Genomic DNA, 17,104 nt, shown 5'->3' on the forward strand with positions numbered 1-17,104 from the left:
ATTAGGTAGAAATTAGATTAAGTCTAATTTTCACCTTTAAACTTACAAAATATTTAAAAACACTTTTCTTTTTATTTGTAGTATAATTTATCAAATCTTACTTCTAAAGAGAAAAAATGGAAAATAAACAAGACTATTTTTTTTATCTAAAAAAAATGACATTATTATATGTCGAAGATGATGATAATACAAGAGAAGAGTTAGAGTACTTTTTAGAAAAAAAAGCTTTAAAACTAATTGTTGCTAAAAATGGACAAGAAGGTTTAGAACTATTCAAAAAACATAATCCAGATTTAGTCATAACTGATATCCAAATGCCAGTAATGGATGGAATACAAATGATTAAAGCAATAAAAGAGATGAATCCTCAAGTTCAAACAGTCATTGTAACCACATTTAGTGATATAGAATATTTATTTGAAGCTATAAAATTAAATATATCCAACTATCTAACAAAACCATTAAATTTATATGCATTAAGTGAAACACTATTTTCTGTTTCAAAAAATATTTTTTTAGAAAAAGAAAATAAAGAGATTTTTAATACTTTAAAGCAATATAAAGATGTAGTTGATGAACGTTCAATAGTTTCAAAAGCCACAAAAGAAGGAATAATTACTTATATAAATGAACCATTTGAAAAAATATCAGGTTATAAAAAAGATGAATTATTAGGAAAATCTCATAATATAATTAGTCATCCAAATATTGACAAAAATATATTTAAAGATATGTGGAAAAAAATTAAAGTTGAAAAAAAATCTTGGCATGGAAGAATTAAAAATATTTCTAAAGAAGGAAAAGAATATTTTGTAGATTTAATAGTAAAACCTATTTTAGATACAAATGGAGATATTTTAGAATTTATATCTTTGGCTAATGATATTACAGATTTAGAACTTTCAAGAGAATATTTTGAAAATTTAACACAAAAAAATAGTTTAGATTTAAATGAAACAATAAAATTAGTAAACACATACAAAGAAGCAATTGATGAAAGTAATATCATATTAAGAGTTGATACAAATAAAAATATTACTTATGCAAACGATGCATTTTATAATATTAGTGGATATTCAAAAGATGAATTATTGGGTAAACCTTATTCAATACTAAAACATTATAATCTAAGTGAAGAAGAGTCAAATCAGAAAATAGAAGAGATATTTTCTGAAAAGATTTGGAAAGGTAAAGTCTCTAATTATAAGAAAAATGGCGAAGTTTTTCACTGTCATGTAACACTCTTTCCTTTAAGAAATGAAAAAGATGAGATTATAGAATTTATGAGTGTTAGACACGATATAACACAAATTGAAAATCTTCATGATGAGTTAGAAGATACTCAAAGAGAAATTATTTATAAACTTGGTGAAATAGGGGAAACAAGAAGTAGTGAAACAGGAAATCATGTAAAAAGAGTTGCTGAATATTCAAGACTTTTAGCTCAAAAAGTAAATCTTTCACAACAAGATGTAAATAGACTTTTTATTGCTTCTCCAATGCACGATATTGGAAAAATTGGTATTCCAGATGCTATTTTAAATAAACCTGGTAAGTTAAATGAAGATGAGTGGAAAATTATGAAAACTCATACTCAAATTGGTTACGATATTTTAAAAGATTCAAAAAGAGAAACACTTAGAGCTGCTGGGATTGTATCTTATACTCACCATGAAAAATGGGATGGAACAGGTTATCCTTTGGGATTAAAAGGTGAGGATATTCATATATTTGGAAGAATAACTGCCGTAGCAGATGTTTTTGATGCTTTAGGAAGTGATAGATGTTATAAAAAAGCTTGGCCGTTAGAGAATATTTTGGACTTATTTAAAAATGAAAAAGGAAAACATTTTGATCCAAAACTAATAGATATATTTATTGAAAATTTAGATGAGTTTTTAGCAATAAGAGATAGTTATAAGGACAATAATGAAAAAGATTAATCTTCATTTATTTAAACATATAAAATTGCTTTATGTTGAAGATGATTTGATGACTCAAGAAGAGGTTTCATTTTTTTTGCAAAAATATCTAGGAGAACTATATTTAGCAAAAAATGGTGAAGAAGCTATAAATATTTTTTTAAAAAATAAAATTGATATGATTATTACAGATATTCAAATGCCAAAAATGAACGGCTTAGAAATGTCAAAAAGAATACTAGAAATAAATCCTAAAATTCCAATCATAATAACTACAGCGTATAATGATTGTGAATATTTAAACCAAGCTATGGAATTAGGAATTGATAAATATATATCAAAACCTTTTAATTTAGAAGCACTTTTAACTATGATTGAAAAAAGTTTATCTTTAGAACATGAATTAAAGAAATAATATGAAAAATCTTAGTATAAAAATTAAATTAATTATAATCTTTATTTTAATTAAGATTATTCCTTTATTATTTGTCTCTTATATTGCTTATGAAGGAATTTTAAAACTTGAACAATATTTAAATAAAAGTACGAATTTTTTATACAATCAAAGTAAAGAAGTTATTTCAAATACTGCAAATGCTTCAATAGAAGATAGTATAAAAAATTTGGATAAAAAATCACAAGAGTCTTTAGAAAGATTATCAAATGAAATTGCTTTGAATATCGCAAATTTCTTATATGAACGAGATAGAGATTTGATTCTTTTATCTAAATTAGAGTTAAATCAAAAAGTTTTAGATAGCTTTTTTGAAGCAAAAACAAAAGAGATAACTATTCATGATGAATATTATTATGACAATGAAACAAATAGTTATAAAACAAAAGAAGAGATAAAAAAAGTTGAACGAGATAAAAAAACTGCAAATTTGAAAGATAATGAAAAAGAGTTTAATTACATCGATCCAATTGATTTTAAAACAAAAAATATACCAATTTACAAAGAGATAAGTTTTTTTGATTTACAAGGAAATGAGAAATATAAGGTATCAACAATAAACAATCAAAAAGTAAATGTTTCAGATAGTAAAAATACTTTTATAAAGGCTGAAAAATATTTTGATGAGATTCAAAAGCTCAATAAAAATGAGATATATGTTTCAGATGTAATTGGTGAATATATTGGAACAAAAGTTATTGGTTTATTCACAAAAGAGAAAGCACAAAAATCAGGTATTGAGTTTGAACCTGAAAAATATGGTTATGCAGGTATTGAAAATCCTTTAGGAAAAAGATTTGAAGGAATAATTAGATTTATAACTCCTGTATATAAAAATGATGAAAAAATTGGTTATATTTCATTGGCATTAGACCATAGACATCTTCAAGAGTTTACAGATACAGTTAATCCAACAAATAGCAATTTAAAACAAAATATTACAGATGCTAGTTTAGGTAATTATGCTTTTATTTGGGATTATGAAGGAAAAAGTATAGTTCACCCAAGGCATTATTCTATTTTGGGTTATGATAAAGATACAGGCGAAAAAGTTATGCCTTGGTTAAGTTTGGATGTTGCAGAAAAATTTTATAGTTCAAATCAAAATATTAATGATTTTTTGAAAAACTATCCAAAATTTGAAGAACAAAGTTTGCAAAAAAAACCAAATTTAAAACAGTTAAAAGAGGATGGAAATGTTGGACTTGATTGCAGATATCTAAATTTTGCTCCACAATGCGAAGGTTGGATGCAACTAACTCAAAACGGAGGTTATGGCTCATTTATAATTAATTGGAGCAATGTTTGGAAGCTAACAACAGCCGCAACAATTCCTTATTATACAGGTAAATATGGAAACTCAAAAAGAGGTTTTGGATTTGTTTCAATAGGTGCAAGTGTTGATGATTTTCATGCAGCTGCTAATGAAACAAAAGAAGAAGTTACAAAAATCTTAGATAGTCAAACACAAATTATTTCTAAAATTATGGATGAAAATAAATTTGAGATAAAAGATTCTATACGAGCATTAATTAATGAATTATCAACTGTAACTTTTGCAATGATTGTTTTAGTTATTATAATTGCACTATTTATGTCATCGTATTTAAGTAAAAAAATAGATGATATTTTAATTGGAACAAAAAAATTTGCTAATAATGAATTGGATTATAGAATAAAAGTAACTTCAACAGATGAAATTGGACAACTTGAAAATTCATTTAATGAAATGGCTGGAAAAATTGAAAAGTTAATTAGTCAAGAAAAGAAACTAAATACTGAATTAGAAGAAAAAGTGATTGTCGAAACATCAAAACAAAAAGAGCAAGAACAATTATTAATTCAACAAACAAGACTTGCAGCAATGGGAGAGATGATAGGTAATATTGCACATCAATGGAGACAACCTTTAAATGCTTTAGGTTTGATTTTACAAAATCTTAAGTTCTCTTATGAAATTGGTGAATTAGATGAAAAAATGATTGATAAATCTGTTAAAAAAGCAACTATGTTAACAGAAAATATGTCTAAAACAATAGATGATTTTAGAAACTTTTTTAGACCTAATAAAGCAAAAGAAAATTTTAAAATAAATGAAGGTATCACAAAAGCAGTAGAACTTATTGAATCAACTTTTGAACATAATAATATAAAACTTGAAAAAGATTTTGTTTCATCAGAAATAGAATTTTTTGGTTTTGCAAATGAATTTTCCCAAGTGATATTAAATCTTTTAACAAATGCAAAAGATGCAGTCTTAGAAAATAAAATAGAAAATCCATTGATTATTATTCAAACAAAAATAGATGATGAATATATTTATATATCGATTAAAGATAATGGCTTAGGTATAAAAGATGAAATCATAAATAAAATATTTGAACCATATTTTACTACAAAAGACGAAGGCAAAGGTACAGGTATTGGACTTTATATGTCAAAAATTATTATAGAAAATAATATGAATGGAAAAATTGAAGTTAAAAATGAGCAAAATGGAGCAAATGTAATAATAAAATTACCAATTAAAAACTAATAAATATTTATATAAAATTTTAAAATTTTTTATTGACAATAAATTTTTTATTAACTATACTTAATCATTCAAAAAATAAAAAAGGAGAGTAATATGAAAATATTTGATTTTTATAAAAGCCATTTCATTAAAAGTGTAAACTCTCTGCTCCTGCTTTCTTTTTCTCTCTAATTATAATTTTTATAATTACAATTTAATACATACAATCACGCGACAGTTTTTCTTTTTTTAATTAAAAAAAGATATAATAAATAAGATATTTAAAGGTAAATTACAATGGATAAAAATAAAATTATAGTATTTGATACAACATTAAGAGATGGTGAACAAAGCCCTGGCTGTTCGATGAATACTGAAGAAAAAATTAAAGTTGCTTTACAATTAGAAAAATTAGGAGTTGATGTAATTGAAGCTGGATTTGCAGCAGCTAGTCCAGGTGATTTTGATGCAGTTAGTAGAATTGCTCAAATTATAAAAAACTCAAGTATCTGTTCTTTAGCAAGAGCAGTTGATAATGATATAAAACAAGCAGGATTAGCTGTTCAAAGTGCTGCTAAAAGTAGAATTCATACATTTATAGCAACAAGTCCTATTCATATGCAATATAAGTTAAAAATGAGTGGTGATGAAGTTATCAAAAGAGCAATAAGAGCAGTAGAATACGCAAAAACTTTTGTAGATGATGTTGAATTTTCTTTAGAAGATGCAGGAAGAAGTGAAATTCCTTTTATGAAAGAAGTTATGGATGCTGTTATAGGTGCAGGTGCAAAAACTATAAACTTACCTGATACTGTTGGATATAGATTACCAACAGAGTTGGGTGCAATGGTTAAAGAATTAAGTGCTTATGCAGGAGATAGAGCAATAATTTCAGTACATAATCATAATGATTTAGGATTAGCAACTGCAAATACTTTAGCTGCTGTTTTAAATGGTGCTAGACAAATAGAAGTAACAATCAATGGTTTAGGTGAAAGAGCTGGAAATTCAGCTTTAGAAGAGGCTGTAATGGCTATAAAAACTAGAAAAGATGCATTTGGAGATTTGTATACAACTATTAATACTCCAGAAATTTATGCAACTTCAAGATTGGTTGCTACAATCACAGGAGTTGAGCCACAACAAAATAAGGCAATTGTTGGTAAAAATGCTTTTGCACATGAAAGTGGAATTCACCAAGATGGTGTTTTAAAACATCAAGAAACTTATGAAATCATGAAACCTGAAGATGTTGGTGTTATCAAAGATAGTACTTTAATCTTAGGAAAACACTCTGGTCGAGCAGCATTTAGAGATAAAATTGTTCAATTAGGGTTTGATAAAGTAAGTGATGATGAGTTAAATGCAGCATTTGAAAGATTTAAAGTTTTAGCAGATAATAAAAAAGAGATAAGTGATGAAGATGTAAGAATGTTAATCACAGATGAAGCTTTAAATCATGATAAAACTTATGATTTAATTGGATTACAAATTAGTGATTGTACAAATGGTGTTCCAACAGCTGCTGTTGCTATCAAATATAAAGATGAAATCATAAAAGATGCTGCAATTGGTGATGGAACAATGGATGCTATTTTTAAAACGATTGATAGGATTACAGGATTTAGTGGTGAATTAAAAGACTATAAAGTAATCTCTGTAACAGAAGGTAAAGATGCTTTAGCAAAAGTAACAACAAGAGTTTCTTTTGATGAAACAAGTCCAGCTTTTGTAGGACATGGATTGAGTATTGATACTATGCTTGCAACAGCAAAAGCATATATTGGTGCTTTAAACTCTTATCTTTCTCAGAAAAAAAGACTTTCAAAAAGTAGCGAACACCAAGTATAAAAGGTAGCTTTTGGGCTATCTTTTTTTTTGAGGTATAAAATGATACAAATAGAAAATGAAAAAGAACTAAAAAAAGCTATAAGTGAAAATCAAGCTATAATACTTTATTTTAGTGGAGATAATTGTTCTGTTTGTAAAGTTTTAAAACCAAAAATTGAAACTGAAGTATCAAAGAACTTTCCTAAAATGAAACTTTTTGAAATAAAAACAGATATTTCAAAAGAGCTTTCTAGTCATTTTAGCGTATTTTCAATTCCTACAATCGTTGTACTTTTTGACAAAAAAGAGTTTAAACGATATGGAAGAAATATAAGCTTATCTCTATTTATAGAGGAAATAAGAAGAATTTATAATTTAATGGATGGCATATGAAAAGATTTTTATTAATTTTATTGGGACTTTTTTTAGTTATACAACTTATTCCAACAAGTAAAAAAAATGAAGTTGTAGATAAATCTTTAGAAATAACAGCTGAAGAAGGAATCATGGATATTTTAAGAACAGCTTGTTATGACTGCCATTCAAATGAAACAGTATATCCTTGGTATTCATATATTGCTCCTTTTTCTTGGACAATTTCAAAACATGTAAATGAAGGGAAAAAAGCTTTAAACTTCTCAATTTGGGAAACTTATAGTGAAAAAGAGAAAGAAGGACATTTAAAAGATATTTATAGAACAATATATGCTGCTATGCCTCTTCAACCTTATCTTTTAATACATACAAAAGCTAATATTAGCTCTGAAGATAGAAAAGTAATAAGAGATTGGACAGGAGTGCGAAGATAGTGAGAGAAGAAGTTGCTGAACTTTTAGAAAATAGGGGTGAACTTCTTACTATTACCTATTTTAAACTTCAAAAGTTATTTGAAAAAAAATATGGTTCAAATGCTTTAGTTCTTATGGAAATAGGAACTTTTTTTGAGGTTTATGAAGTAAATAATGATGAAGAAAAAATAGGAAAAGCAAAAGAGATCGCAGAACTTCTTAACATTCAACTTACACGAAAAAATAAATCTATTTTAGAAAACTCAAAAGAAAATCCTATAATGGCTGGAGTTCCAGCAATTGCTTTTGAAAAGCATTTAGCAAGAATAATATCTGAACAAAAATATACTATTGCAATTATCAGACAAAAAGGACTTCCTCCAAATGTAAGTAGATATTTGGATACAGTTGTAAGTCCTGGAACAAACTTTGATTTTGTAATAGACCAAGATGAAAATAATATAACTTCACTTTTAATTGATCAAATAAGAGGTATTTATTTGGTTGGTTATAGTGCTATTGATGTAACTACTGGAAAGTGTTATTACAATGAAGTTCATGGAACAAGTGAAGATAAATTTTTTGCACTTGATGAAGTGTTTAATTATATGAATATGCATAAAACAAACGAAGTAGTTATAACATTTGCAGATAAAAATATAAATCAAAAAGAGGTTATTGATTATTTAGAGTTAAATCTTAAGACTTTTCATATTGGAAATTTTAGACCAAAAATCTCTTATCAAAATGAACTTTTTAAAAATGTATTTAATATTGAGTCTTTGCTAACTTCTATTGAACATCTTGATATGGAAAGAGTTCCTTTAAGCACTGAATCTCTTGCTGTTTTGATTGATTTTGTAATAGGACATGACTCTAATATTATCCAAAAACTCTCAACTCCTCAAAAACTTGATATTAGCAGATATATATATCTTGGAAATAATGCACTTGAGCAACTAAATATAATTGAAACAACTCATAATCCAAGTTTGATAAAACTGATAAATAACACTTCAACAGCAATGGGGAAAAGACTTTTAAAAGAGAGACTTACTCATCCAGTTAAAGATAGTAAAGAGTTACTTAGACGATATGCTTTATCAAAAGAGTTATATGATTATCACTCTCCAATAGAAAATGAATTAGCAAATATCTATGATATTGAAAGATTAACAAGAAGAATAAAACTTAATCGTCTTCATCCTTTTGAGTTAAATTATCTTTATGATTCACTTTTAAGTATCAAAGAAGTTGTAGCTTTTATGGAGAATTATAAATTTATAACTCCGCCTTGTAGTAGCGCTGATTTAACTTTATTTATACAATCTATTGATTCAACTTTTGATTTAAATGTTAGTGGTAAATTTATGCTAAAAGATGTTGATAGCAACATGATAAGTTTTGGAATAAATACTCAGATTGATGAATTAAATGCTCAAAATGAGATTTTATATTCTAAATTAGAATTGTTAAGAACACATATTTTTTCATTTATGAAAAGTGATGATTCAAATTTTGTAAGTATAAATAGACTTGATAAAGAGGGATTTTTTATCACTTTGACAAAAAATAGATTTAACTTAGTTAAAAAAGAGCTATTAAATTCTCATTTAATAGTTGATGATGAATTGTACTTATTTAAAGATTTTAATATAAAAGTTCAAACAAATTCAGTAAAGATTTTTTGTAAATTAACTGAAGATATTTCAGATAAATATGTTCATAATTTACGAAAAATTGTAGAGTTAAATAAGCTTGTATTTAAAGAAAAAATTCACGAATTTGAAAAGAAATTTGCTACTTTACTTCAAGAATTAGTACAGTTTATAGCTGAGGTTGATTTAACAGTTTCAAATATAAAAACAGCAAAAAAATATAACTATACTTGTCCAAAGATTGTAAAAACAAAAGAGAATGAAAACTTTTTAGAACTTATTGATTTAAGACATCCAATAATTGAAGCAAATGAAGAACAAGGAATTTATGTACCAAATGATATTATTTTGGGAGAACTAAGTCTTGCTTCTCAAGAATACAAAGATAATATAATTATAAAAAATTCAAATCCAGTAAATATGTACAATAATAAAATGCATGGAGTTTTACTTTATGGAATAAACTCTTCTGGAAAATCATCTTTGATGAAATCGATTGGAATTGCAGTTGTTTTAGCACAAGCTGGATTCTATGTACCTTGTAAATCTATGAGATTTTCTATTTTTGATGCTGTTTATACAAGAATCAGTGGAGCTGATAATATTGCAAAAGGTTTATCATCTTTTGCAGTTGAGATGTTGGAGTTAAAAAATATCTTTAATAGAGCTAGTAAAAATTCACTTATTTTGGGTGATGAAATCTCTCATAGCACAGAAACTATGAGTGGATTAAGTATCGTTGCAAGTGCTATTTTAAAATTAGCAAAACTTGAAGCTTTATTTGTTTTTGCTACACATTTACATCAACTTCCTGAAATTGAAGAGATACAAAAACTAAAAAATATCATCTCTTTACATTTATCTGTTTTTTATAAAGATGATGAAGATAAACTTATTTTTGATAGGAAATTAGCTTATGGAAGTGGTTCTTCTATGTATGGATTAGAGTATGCAAAATCACTTCATATGGATAAAGAGTTTTTAAATATTGCAAATGAAATACGAAAAAAATTAACTGACGATTATAATCCTTTAGAAAGACTATCTCAAAAGAAAACTTCAAAATATAACAATAGTGTTTTTGCTTCAAACTGTGTAATTTGTGGACGAGCTTGTGATGATGTACATCATATAAAAGAACAAGCACGAGCAAATAAAGATGGTTTTATAGGTCATATAAATGCAAACCATAAATACAACCTAATTCCACTTTGTAAAGAACATCATAAAATGGTACATGATGGAACTATTAATATAAATGGTTTTGTTGCAACTTCTAAAGGTTTAGAATTACATTATACAATGGTTGAGCAAAAGTAAATCTTTTTAAATATTTCCAAGCAAATGCTTGGAAAATATCTATTTATGAGTATAAAGTTTTCTGATTTTATCATCAAGTGGAGCTATTAATTTATATAAAGCTGGAACTACAAATAGACTTAACATTGTAGATATTATTAAACCACTTATAACACTAATAGCCATAGGAGCTTTGATACTTGAACCTTCACCAACAGAAAGTGCAAGAGGAAGCATACCTAAACACATAGAAATAGTTGTCATCAAGATTGGTCGTAGTCTTGATATTCCTGCTTGAATAATTGCTTCATCTAAGTTTATACTATTTTCTCTATTTCTATTTGCAGCATCAACTATTAAAGTTGAGTTTTTACCAACTAAACCTAGAAGTAAAAATAATCCCATCATACTAAATAAACTCATATTCATATTTGCTAAATAAAGTCCTAGAAAAGCTCCTGTAAAACTAAGTGGCATTGCACTCATGATGATAACTGGTTGAAGAGGTGATTCATATAATGAAGCAAGAATTAAATATATCATTATAAGAGCAGCTACTATTGCAACGCCAAAAGCATTTGCTGTATCTTGCATATCTTTTGCATCTCCTTCAAAAGTATAAGTTACTCCATCTAAAAGCCATTTCTCTTGATTTTCAACTACAAGGTTTACTAAAACATCAAGCGCTAAACCATTTGTTATATCACTTCCAATTGTAACTTGTTTTTGTCTATCATATCTTTTTATCACAGAAGCTAATTCTTTGCTATTTATATTAATCAAACTTGATAATGCAATAAGTTCTTCTTTATCATTTTTTACATTTAATTGATTTATAACATCTTTGTTCATTCTTAAATCATCTGATATTCTCATTACAATATCATACTCTTTACCATTTTTATTAAAATTACTTATTGCAATTTCCCCTGAATATGCCATTGCAATTACTTTTGCAATATCACTACTTTTTACTCCAAATTTTGAAGAGTTTTGTTTTAATATTTCAATTGAGATTTCTGTTTTTTTAGGCTGAATATTATTCTGAATATTTGTTGTTCCTTCTATGGATTTCAAATAATCAATCAATTTATTAGCAGATTCTTCAGCAAGTTTTGAATCATTTGCTTTTAAGATAAGTTGAAAAGGAGTCATGATTTCAGCACCTGAGTTCATATCATCAGTTTGGTTTACATTTATTTCAAGATTTCTAAATTTTTTTGATTTTTCTCTAATTTCTTCCATAATTTCATCTTGATTTTTAGTTCTTTTATCTATGGGAACTAATCTTACATAGATTGAACTTTCATAAATATTTCCATCTAATCCAATAGTCAAAGAAGAGTAATCAACTTCATTTATTGAAAGTAAATCTTCTTGAATATTCATTGTGGTTTTTTTCATCTCATCCATAGAAATATCAGCATTTGCTTTAATAGAAATTGTAAATTGACTTCTATCTTCTTTGGGCATAAAAACCATTCCTAGATTTGAAGAGAGTATTATTGAAATAACAAATATTGTAAATGCAACAATTAAAGTTGTAAGTTTAAAGTTTATGGCTTTTATTAAAAGATTTTTATATATTTTATCCATTGATAAAAATATCGATTCGGTCATTAAATAAAATTTTGAATGTTTAGAATTTACTAAAAGTGAACTAATCATAGGAATAACTGTAATTGCAATAATATAAGAGATTATTACCGAAGCAACAATAGTTATACCAAAACTTTTAAAGAATTTTCCTACAATTCCACTCATATTTGCAATAGGAATAAAAATAGCTAAAAGCATAGCTGAAATAGCTAAAACAGAAAAAGATATCTCTTTTACTCCCTCTAAAGCTGCTTCATATCTACTTTTCCCTAGTTCAAGTTTTTTATAAATATTTTCTATTACAACAATTGCATCATCAATGATAATTCCTATTGATAAAGTTAAAGCTGTAAGTGTCAAAATATTTAAAGTTTGATTACTCCAACCCATTATTGCTAGAACACCTAAGATTGAAATAGGAAGAGAAATCGCTGCAATGATTGTAAAAGTGAAATTTCTTAAAAATACAAATACGATTAAAGAAGCTAAAAAACAACCTAAAATTAAGTCAAATTGAACACTTTTATAAGTTGATTCTATAAATGTTGTTGTATCAAATAGTAAATTTATATCAAAATCATTTGATAAACTTTTTATATAAGGAATTTTTTCTTTTACTACATTTGCTATATTTACTTCATTTGCCCCTGAAATTTTTTTAACTTGTAATAAAACACCTTTTTGTTGATTATAGTTTGCAAAAGTTCTTTCATCTTTTATTGTTTCTTGAACTGTTGCTACATCTTTTAATCTTACTCCATCTTTTATTTTTATATTTTCTAGTTGTTCAACATTTATTGCATCTGAGTCAATTGAAATATTTAATTCTTCTTTTTCTTGAACTACTCTTCCTCCATCTTTTTTGATATTTTCTTCATCAATTTTTAAAGCTAGTTCATTTAAATCAAGATTATATTTACTCAAAAGAGTTGTATTTGGATATATTTTTATTATTTTGTCTCTAAAACCTGCAATTTCAACTTTCCCAACACCTTCAATACTTTGTAAAATAGGTTTTACTACTTCATTTGCATGAAGCATTAATTTATCAAGATTATCAAGTTTTGTTGATAAAAAAAGAGTTATTATAGGTGCAGAGCTACTTGAGAATTTCTCGATTATAGGTTTATCAGCTTCTTTTGGTAAATCTACTGTTGAAACCTTGTCTCTTACATCATTTGCAGCTTCTTCAACAGGTTTACTTAACTCAAATTGAGCAATTACAATTGATTGATTTTTTGAAGTATCTGATCTTATTATATCAATTCCAGAAATACCGCTTATTGCTTCTTCTATTTTATCAGTTATTTTACTTTCAATAATTTCAGTTGAACCTTGGTCATATGTAGTTATTACACTAACAACAGGATAATCAACATTTGGCAAAAATGCAATTGGCATTTTTTGAATTTGTGTATATCCAAAGAAAACTAAAGCAAATACAAACATCAAAGTTGTAATTGGTCTTGAAATAGCAATTTTGTACATATTAGTTTCCTTTTATTATTAATCCATCACCAAAATTGCCAATTTTTAAATCAACTCCATAAGCTTCTGCATTTAATTTTTTTTCATTATTTAATGCTGGATAAACTTTATAGATTTCAACACAAGTTTTATTTTCTTCTTTATTTGAATTTAAACAAAATATATCACCAGCTTTTACATCTTGAGCGAATTTTGAATCAAATGCTAATAAAAGTTTTTTTTCATTTGAAACAAGTTTTAATAAAGCTTTTTCATTGTTATTTGACATATCACCAACTTCTATATTTTTTTCAGAAATTACACCAGAAAATGGAGCGATTATTTTCATTTTTGATAGTTTTGCTTCATTTAAAGTTATTAAATCTTTTGCACTTTTTAACTCTGATTCCAATTTATCTAAGCTATTTTTATCAAAAACTTCTGCACTTTTTTTATATCTTTCATATTGAGTTAATAAAAATTTATATTCATTTTTTGAGATTTCAAGATTTGCTTTTTCTTCTGAATCATTTAGTGAAAGTAAAACTTCACCTTTTTTTACTTGATTTCCTATATCTGTATTTATTTTAGAAACAATTCCAGATGTTGAAACATTTAAAGAGGCTTCATTTAATGCTTTTACTTCATAAGTTGCATAAACATCAGCAAATAAAATATTTGTTAGAAGTATTATCATAAGTTGTATTTTTTTCATTTTATTCCTTTATAAGTGTTAATAAATCAATTCCAAGTGCGAAAGCAAGATTGGCTTTTTTTAGTTCAATATCATTTTTGGCTAAGATTACTCGATAGTTTGCATCTTGTTTTTTTGTAAGTTCAGTTAAATATTCAGTGTAACTTATCAAATTTGCATCAAATCTTTTTTTACTAAATTCATAAGTTGTATTTGTAGCTTCAAGCCCTGATATTGCACTATCTAATTTAACTTTTGAAGATTCTAGTGATTTTAAAGCTAGTTTTCTTTCAATTTGAATAGATTTTTCTTTATAAGCAATCTCTTTATTTAAAGCTAAAGCTTCTAATTGACTAGCTTCTTTATCTTTTGAAATTTTTCCAAAATCAAAGATTGGAAAGTTGATTTGTAGCATTATTTGATTATTGAATTTATTATTATATGTTTCATCATAATGATAATATTCTTGTTTTTTTAAAGAGTTATTTATTGAGATTGTTGGTAAATAGTTAAAACCTTCAGAAGTATATTTTACACTTTTTGCCTCAAGTTTTTTTGCTTCAATATCAAACCTATCTTTTTCATCATAAGTTGGTTCTATCAACTTATCATTATCTTGTGGCAAAATGTCAAAACCTGTTAAAAGAGATAGTTGTAAAATAGAGTTTTCTAAATCAATTTTTAAAGTTTCAATATCATATAAAGCTTCTTTTTTTGAAGCAATTAAAGCTTGAAGTTTATCTTTTGTTTCAAGGTCATTTTTTACTAAAATTTCAAATTTTTTTATTTGACCATTTAATTCATTTATTTTGTAATTTATAACATCAATAGCAGATTTTGTATTTTGATATGAAAAATATTGTTTTATTACTTCTAACATAATCTCTTGCTTTAAATATTGAGTTTTTAGCTGTTGAGATTCGTGTAAACTTTTTTTAGATAACTCATTATTTCTTATTCTTTCACCATCATATAAAATGTATGATGCTTTTAATTCTGCATAAGCTATATCTTCTGGTTCTGTTTTCAAAACTTTTGAATTATTTTCATAAGCACCAATTAGATTAAATGTTGGATAATTATCTTTTGTTGCAGATTCATACTGTTTTTTTGACATTTCTTGCAAAGCTTGTTGGGCTTGATAATTTTCATTTGTTACTTCTACACTATTTAAAAGTTCTTTTAATGATATAGCATATAATGAAGTAGATATTAAAAAAAATATAAATATATTTTTAAACATAAAAATCCTTTTATCTTTTTAGCTGATTTGTTGTTTCAATAAGATAGTCCATAATTGTCTCTTTTAAGTTATAGTCATCTATTATTAAAGAGTGGTAGTACATTCCATCAATTGTTGCAAGAATTACTTTTATAGTTTTTTTTGAGTCTTTTTTTAAAAATCCTTTTTCTATCTCTTCATCAAAAATATTTTCAATAATTTCATACATATTTATATAGGTATTTTCACAACTTTTCATCTCTTCTTTATATTTAGGATGAAGATATAAATGTATTGATTCAAACATAATCTTTCTAGCGTCAATAAATATTTTTTCTTCTTCATTTAAAATCAAAGCAAAATATTCAACCAATTTTTCTAAGAAATTACTTTTTTTTGCAATATTTTCTTTTATTATTTCTACAAATTCAATATCTTTTATTTTTAGAGTTTCAAATATTAGTTTCTCTTTGGATTTAAAATAGTAGTAGAATTGTCCCTTTGACATATTCAATTCTTCTATAAATTTATTTAAAGAAAATTCGACAATACCTTCTTCTACAAGCCTTTCATAAGCTAAGGCACATATTTCTAATCTTTTTTCTTCTGCATTAATAATTTTTGGCATTTTTTAATCTTTTTATATGGACTGATAGTTTTTTAAACTATCAGTCTATTTTAACTATAAAAAATTTAAATTAAAATAAATTTTTTGCATTTAACAAAAAATAGTACATTTATATTGCAGAAAATTTTCACAATTTAAGATAAATAAACTAGGAGTTGTTCCTGAAAAGAATTTAAACTCTTTGATGAAAGATGATTGGTCATAGAAGTTGTTTTCAAAAATAATATTTTTAAAGTTGATGTTGTTTTCATTAGATTTTATTAGTTTTAATGTATTGTAGAATCTATTTACTCTTTCTATTGATTTCGGAGCAAGTCCTGTAAAATCTTTTACTTTTCTTTGAATTTGTCTAATAGATAATCTATTTTGATTATAAAAGTTTTCCAAATTTGGATTTTTTGTAAGTTCATAAAGATTTGATAACAAACTATCTTCTTGCATATTTTCAAATATTTTAAATAAATATTCATCAAGAGTGTTTAAAGAAGATAAAGTACTACCTTTTAATTCAAATAATAAATCAATAATTGAAACATCAAAATTTAAAGACAACTCTTTTATTTCATAAATTCTATCTTCAAGTTCACAAACAGGTATTCCAAAAAGTTTATAAAAAACTCCAGGATACAAAGAAATATCAACATAATAAATATTTGATTCTAAGTTTAGATTGTGTCTATTTAATGTTGGAGGACATACATAAATACCTTTTTTTAAAGTTACATCTGAATAAGAGATATTTTTTTGTATATCTATAATCATTAGTAAACATACATTGTCATAAGGTAGAATAATTTTTTCTTTCTCTATTACATCTAACGTTTCGTTGTAATCAACAAACCAATAAGATTTTATCCATTTTTGTAGTTTTATATTTGGTTTAAAAGTTTTAAATTGAAACAAATTTCATCCTTTATAAAAAAGAATTTTAATACTTTTCATTTCTCTTTAGCTTTTTAATTTGTATATTTTATATACACAAATGTCGTTTTAATACTATACAAGTAACTGGGTGATTATTTATAATT

General features: G+C 25.6%; 12 protein-coding genes. 7 read left to right on the top strand and 5 right to left on the bottom strand.

The window, feature by feature from the left end:
* The first annotated feature begins 116 nt into the window (after window positions 1-116).
* The 7 genes from CKV87_RS02265 (at window position 117) to CKV87_RS02295 (ending at window position 10,487) form a co-directional block, all read left to right on the top strand.
* Complete coding sequence (locus CKV87_RS02265) at window positions 117-1,943, top strand: PAS domain S-box protein (RefSeq protein ID WP_012012269.1); 1,827 nt, start codon at window positions 117-119, stop codon at window positions 1,941-1,943.
* Window positions 1,930-2,337, top strand: coding sequence for a response regulator (locus CKV87_RS02270; protein WP_012012270.1), 408 nt, complete (start codon window positions 1,930-1,932; stop codon window positions 2,335-2,337). The genes CKV87_RS02265 and CKV87_RS02270 overlap by 14 nt, the downstream gene beginning before the upstream one ends.
* Before the next feature lies 1 nt (window position 2,338).
* Window positions 2,339-4,912 (top strand): sensor histidine kinase, encoded by a 2,574-nt coding sequence (locus CKV87_RS02275; RefSeq protein WP_012012271.1) that lies wholly within the window; start codon window positions 2,339-2,341, stop codon window positions 4,910-4,912.
* A 276-nt stretch (window positions 4,913-5,188) separates the two neighbouring features.
* Window positions 5,189-6,742 carry a 2-isopropylmalate synthase gene (locus tag CKV87_RS02280; protein ID WP_012012272.1) on the top strand — a complete coding sequence of 518 codons (1,554 nt, stop codon included), beginning with the start codon at window positions 5,189-5,191 and terminating at the stop codon, window positions 6,740-6,742.
* 39 nt (window positions 6,743-6,781) lie between these two features.
* Window positions 6,782-7,114, top strand: a complete 333-nt coding sequence (locus CKV87_RS02285; RefSeq protein ID WP_012012273.1) for a thioredoxin family protein — start codon at window positions 6,782-6,784, stop codon at window positions 7,112-7,114.
* On the top strand, window positions 7,111-7,530 hold the full coding sequence (locus CKV87_RS02290) for a heme-binding domain-containing protein (protein ID WP_012012274.1): 420 nt from the start codon (window positions 7,111-7,113) through the stop codon (window positions 7,528-7,530). Before CKV87_RS02285 ends, CKV87_RS02290 begins: the two co-directional genes overlap by 4 nt.
* Window positions 7,530-10,487, top strand: a complete 2,958-nt coding sequence (locus tag CKV87_RS02295) for a MutS-related protein (RefSeq protein ID WP_041644871.1) — start codon at window positions 7,530-7,532, stop codon at window positions 10,485-10,487. Before CKV87_RS02290 ends, CKV87_RS02295 begins: the two co-directional genes overlap by 1 nt.
* 39 nt (window positions 10,488-10,526) lie before the next feature.
* On the opposite strand, the gene CKV87_RS02300 is transcribed toward CKV87_RS02295, so the two are convergent.
* The 5 genes from CKV87_RS02300 to CKV87_RS02320 all read right to left on the bottom strand — a co-directional run bounded on the left by CKV87_RS02300 (window position 10,527) and on the right by CKV87_RS02320 (window position 16,979).
* Window positions 10,527-13,553 (bottom strand): efflux RND transporter permease subunit, encoded by a 3,027-nt coding sequence (locus CKV87_RS02300; protein ID WP_012012276.1) that lies wholly within the window; start codon window positions 13,551-13,553, stop codon window positions 10,527-10,529.
* Window position 13,554: 1 nt separating this feature from the next.
* Window positions 13,555-14,247, bottom strand: a complete 693-nt coding sequence (locus CKV87_RS02305; protein ID WP_012012277.1) for an efflux RND transporter periplasmic adaptor subunit — start codon at window positions 14,245-14,247, stop codon at window positions 13,555-13,557.
* Window position 14,248: 1 nt separating this feature from the next.
* Window positions 14,249-15,469, bottom strand: coding sequence for a TolC family protein (locus CKV87_RS02310; protein ID WP_012012278.1), 1,221 nt, complete (start codon window positions 15,467-15,469; stop codon window positions 14,249-14,251).
* 10 nt (window positions 15,470-15,479) lie between these two features.
* Window positions 15,480-16,076, bottom strand: coding sequence for a TetR/AcrR family transcriptional regulator (locus CKV87_RS02315; RefSeq protein ID WP_012012279.1), 597 nt, complete (start codon window positions 16,074-16,076; stop codon window positions 15,480-15,482).
* Window positions 16,077-16,166: 90 nt separating this feature from the next.
* Window positions 16,167-16,979: a DUF6597 domain-containing transcriptional factor gene (locus CKV87_RS02320; RefSeq protein WP_012012280.1), complete on the bottom strand. Its 813-nt coding sequence runs from the start codon at window positions 16,977-16,979 to the stop codon at window positions 16,167-16,169.
* Window positions 16,980-17,104: the final 125 nt, after the last annotated feature.

Source organism: Aliarcobacter butzleri (genome assembly GCF_900187115.1).
Classification (GTDB): domain Bacteria; phylum Campylobacterota; class Campylobacteria; order Campylobacterales; family Arcobacteraceae; genus Aliarcobacter; species Aliarcobacter butzleri.

Bases quoted from the DNA above. Each gene is read 5' to 3' on its own strand.
- CKV87_RS02285 (WP_012012273.1), top strand. From the start codon at position 6,782: ATGATACAAATAGAAAATGAAAAAGAACTAAAAAAAGCTATAAGTGAA.
- CKV87_RS02265 (WP_012012269.1), top strand. From the start codon at position 117: ATGGAAAATAAACAAGACTATTTTTTTTATCTAAAAAAAATGACATTA.
- CKV87_RS02290 (WP_012012274.1), top strand. From the start codon at position 7,111: ATGAAAAGATTTTTATTAATTTTATTGGGACTTTTTTTAGTTATACAA.
- CKV87_RS02305 (WP_012012277.1), bottom strand. From the start codon at position 14,247: ATGAAAAAAATACAACTTATGATAATACTTCTAACAAATATTTTATTT.
- CKV87_RS02280 (WP_012012272.1), top strand. From the start codon at position 5,189: ATGGATAAAAATAAAATTATAGTATTTGATACAACATTAAGAGATGGT.
- CKV87_RS02275 (WP_012012271.1), top strand. From the start codon at position 2,339: ATGAAAAATCTTAGTATAAAAATTAAATTAATTATAATCTTTATTTTA.
- CKV87_RS02315 (WP_012012279.1), bottom strand. From the start codon at position 16,076: ATGCCAAAAATTATTAATGCAGAAGAAAAAAGATTAGAAATATGTGCC.
- CKV87_RS02300 (WP_012012276.1), bottom strand. From the start codon at position 13,553: ATGTACAAAATTGCTATTTCAAGACCAATTACAACTTTGATGTTTGTA.
- CKV87_RS02270 (WP_012012270.1), top strand. From the start codon at position 1,930: ATGAAAAAGATTAATCTTCATTTATTTAAACATATAAAATTGCTTTAT.
- CKV87_RS02310 (WP_012012278.1), bottom strand. From the start codon at position 15,469: ATGTTTAAAAATATATTTATATTTTTTTTAATATCTACTTCATTATAT.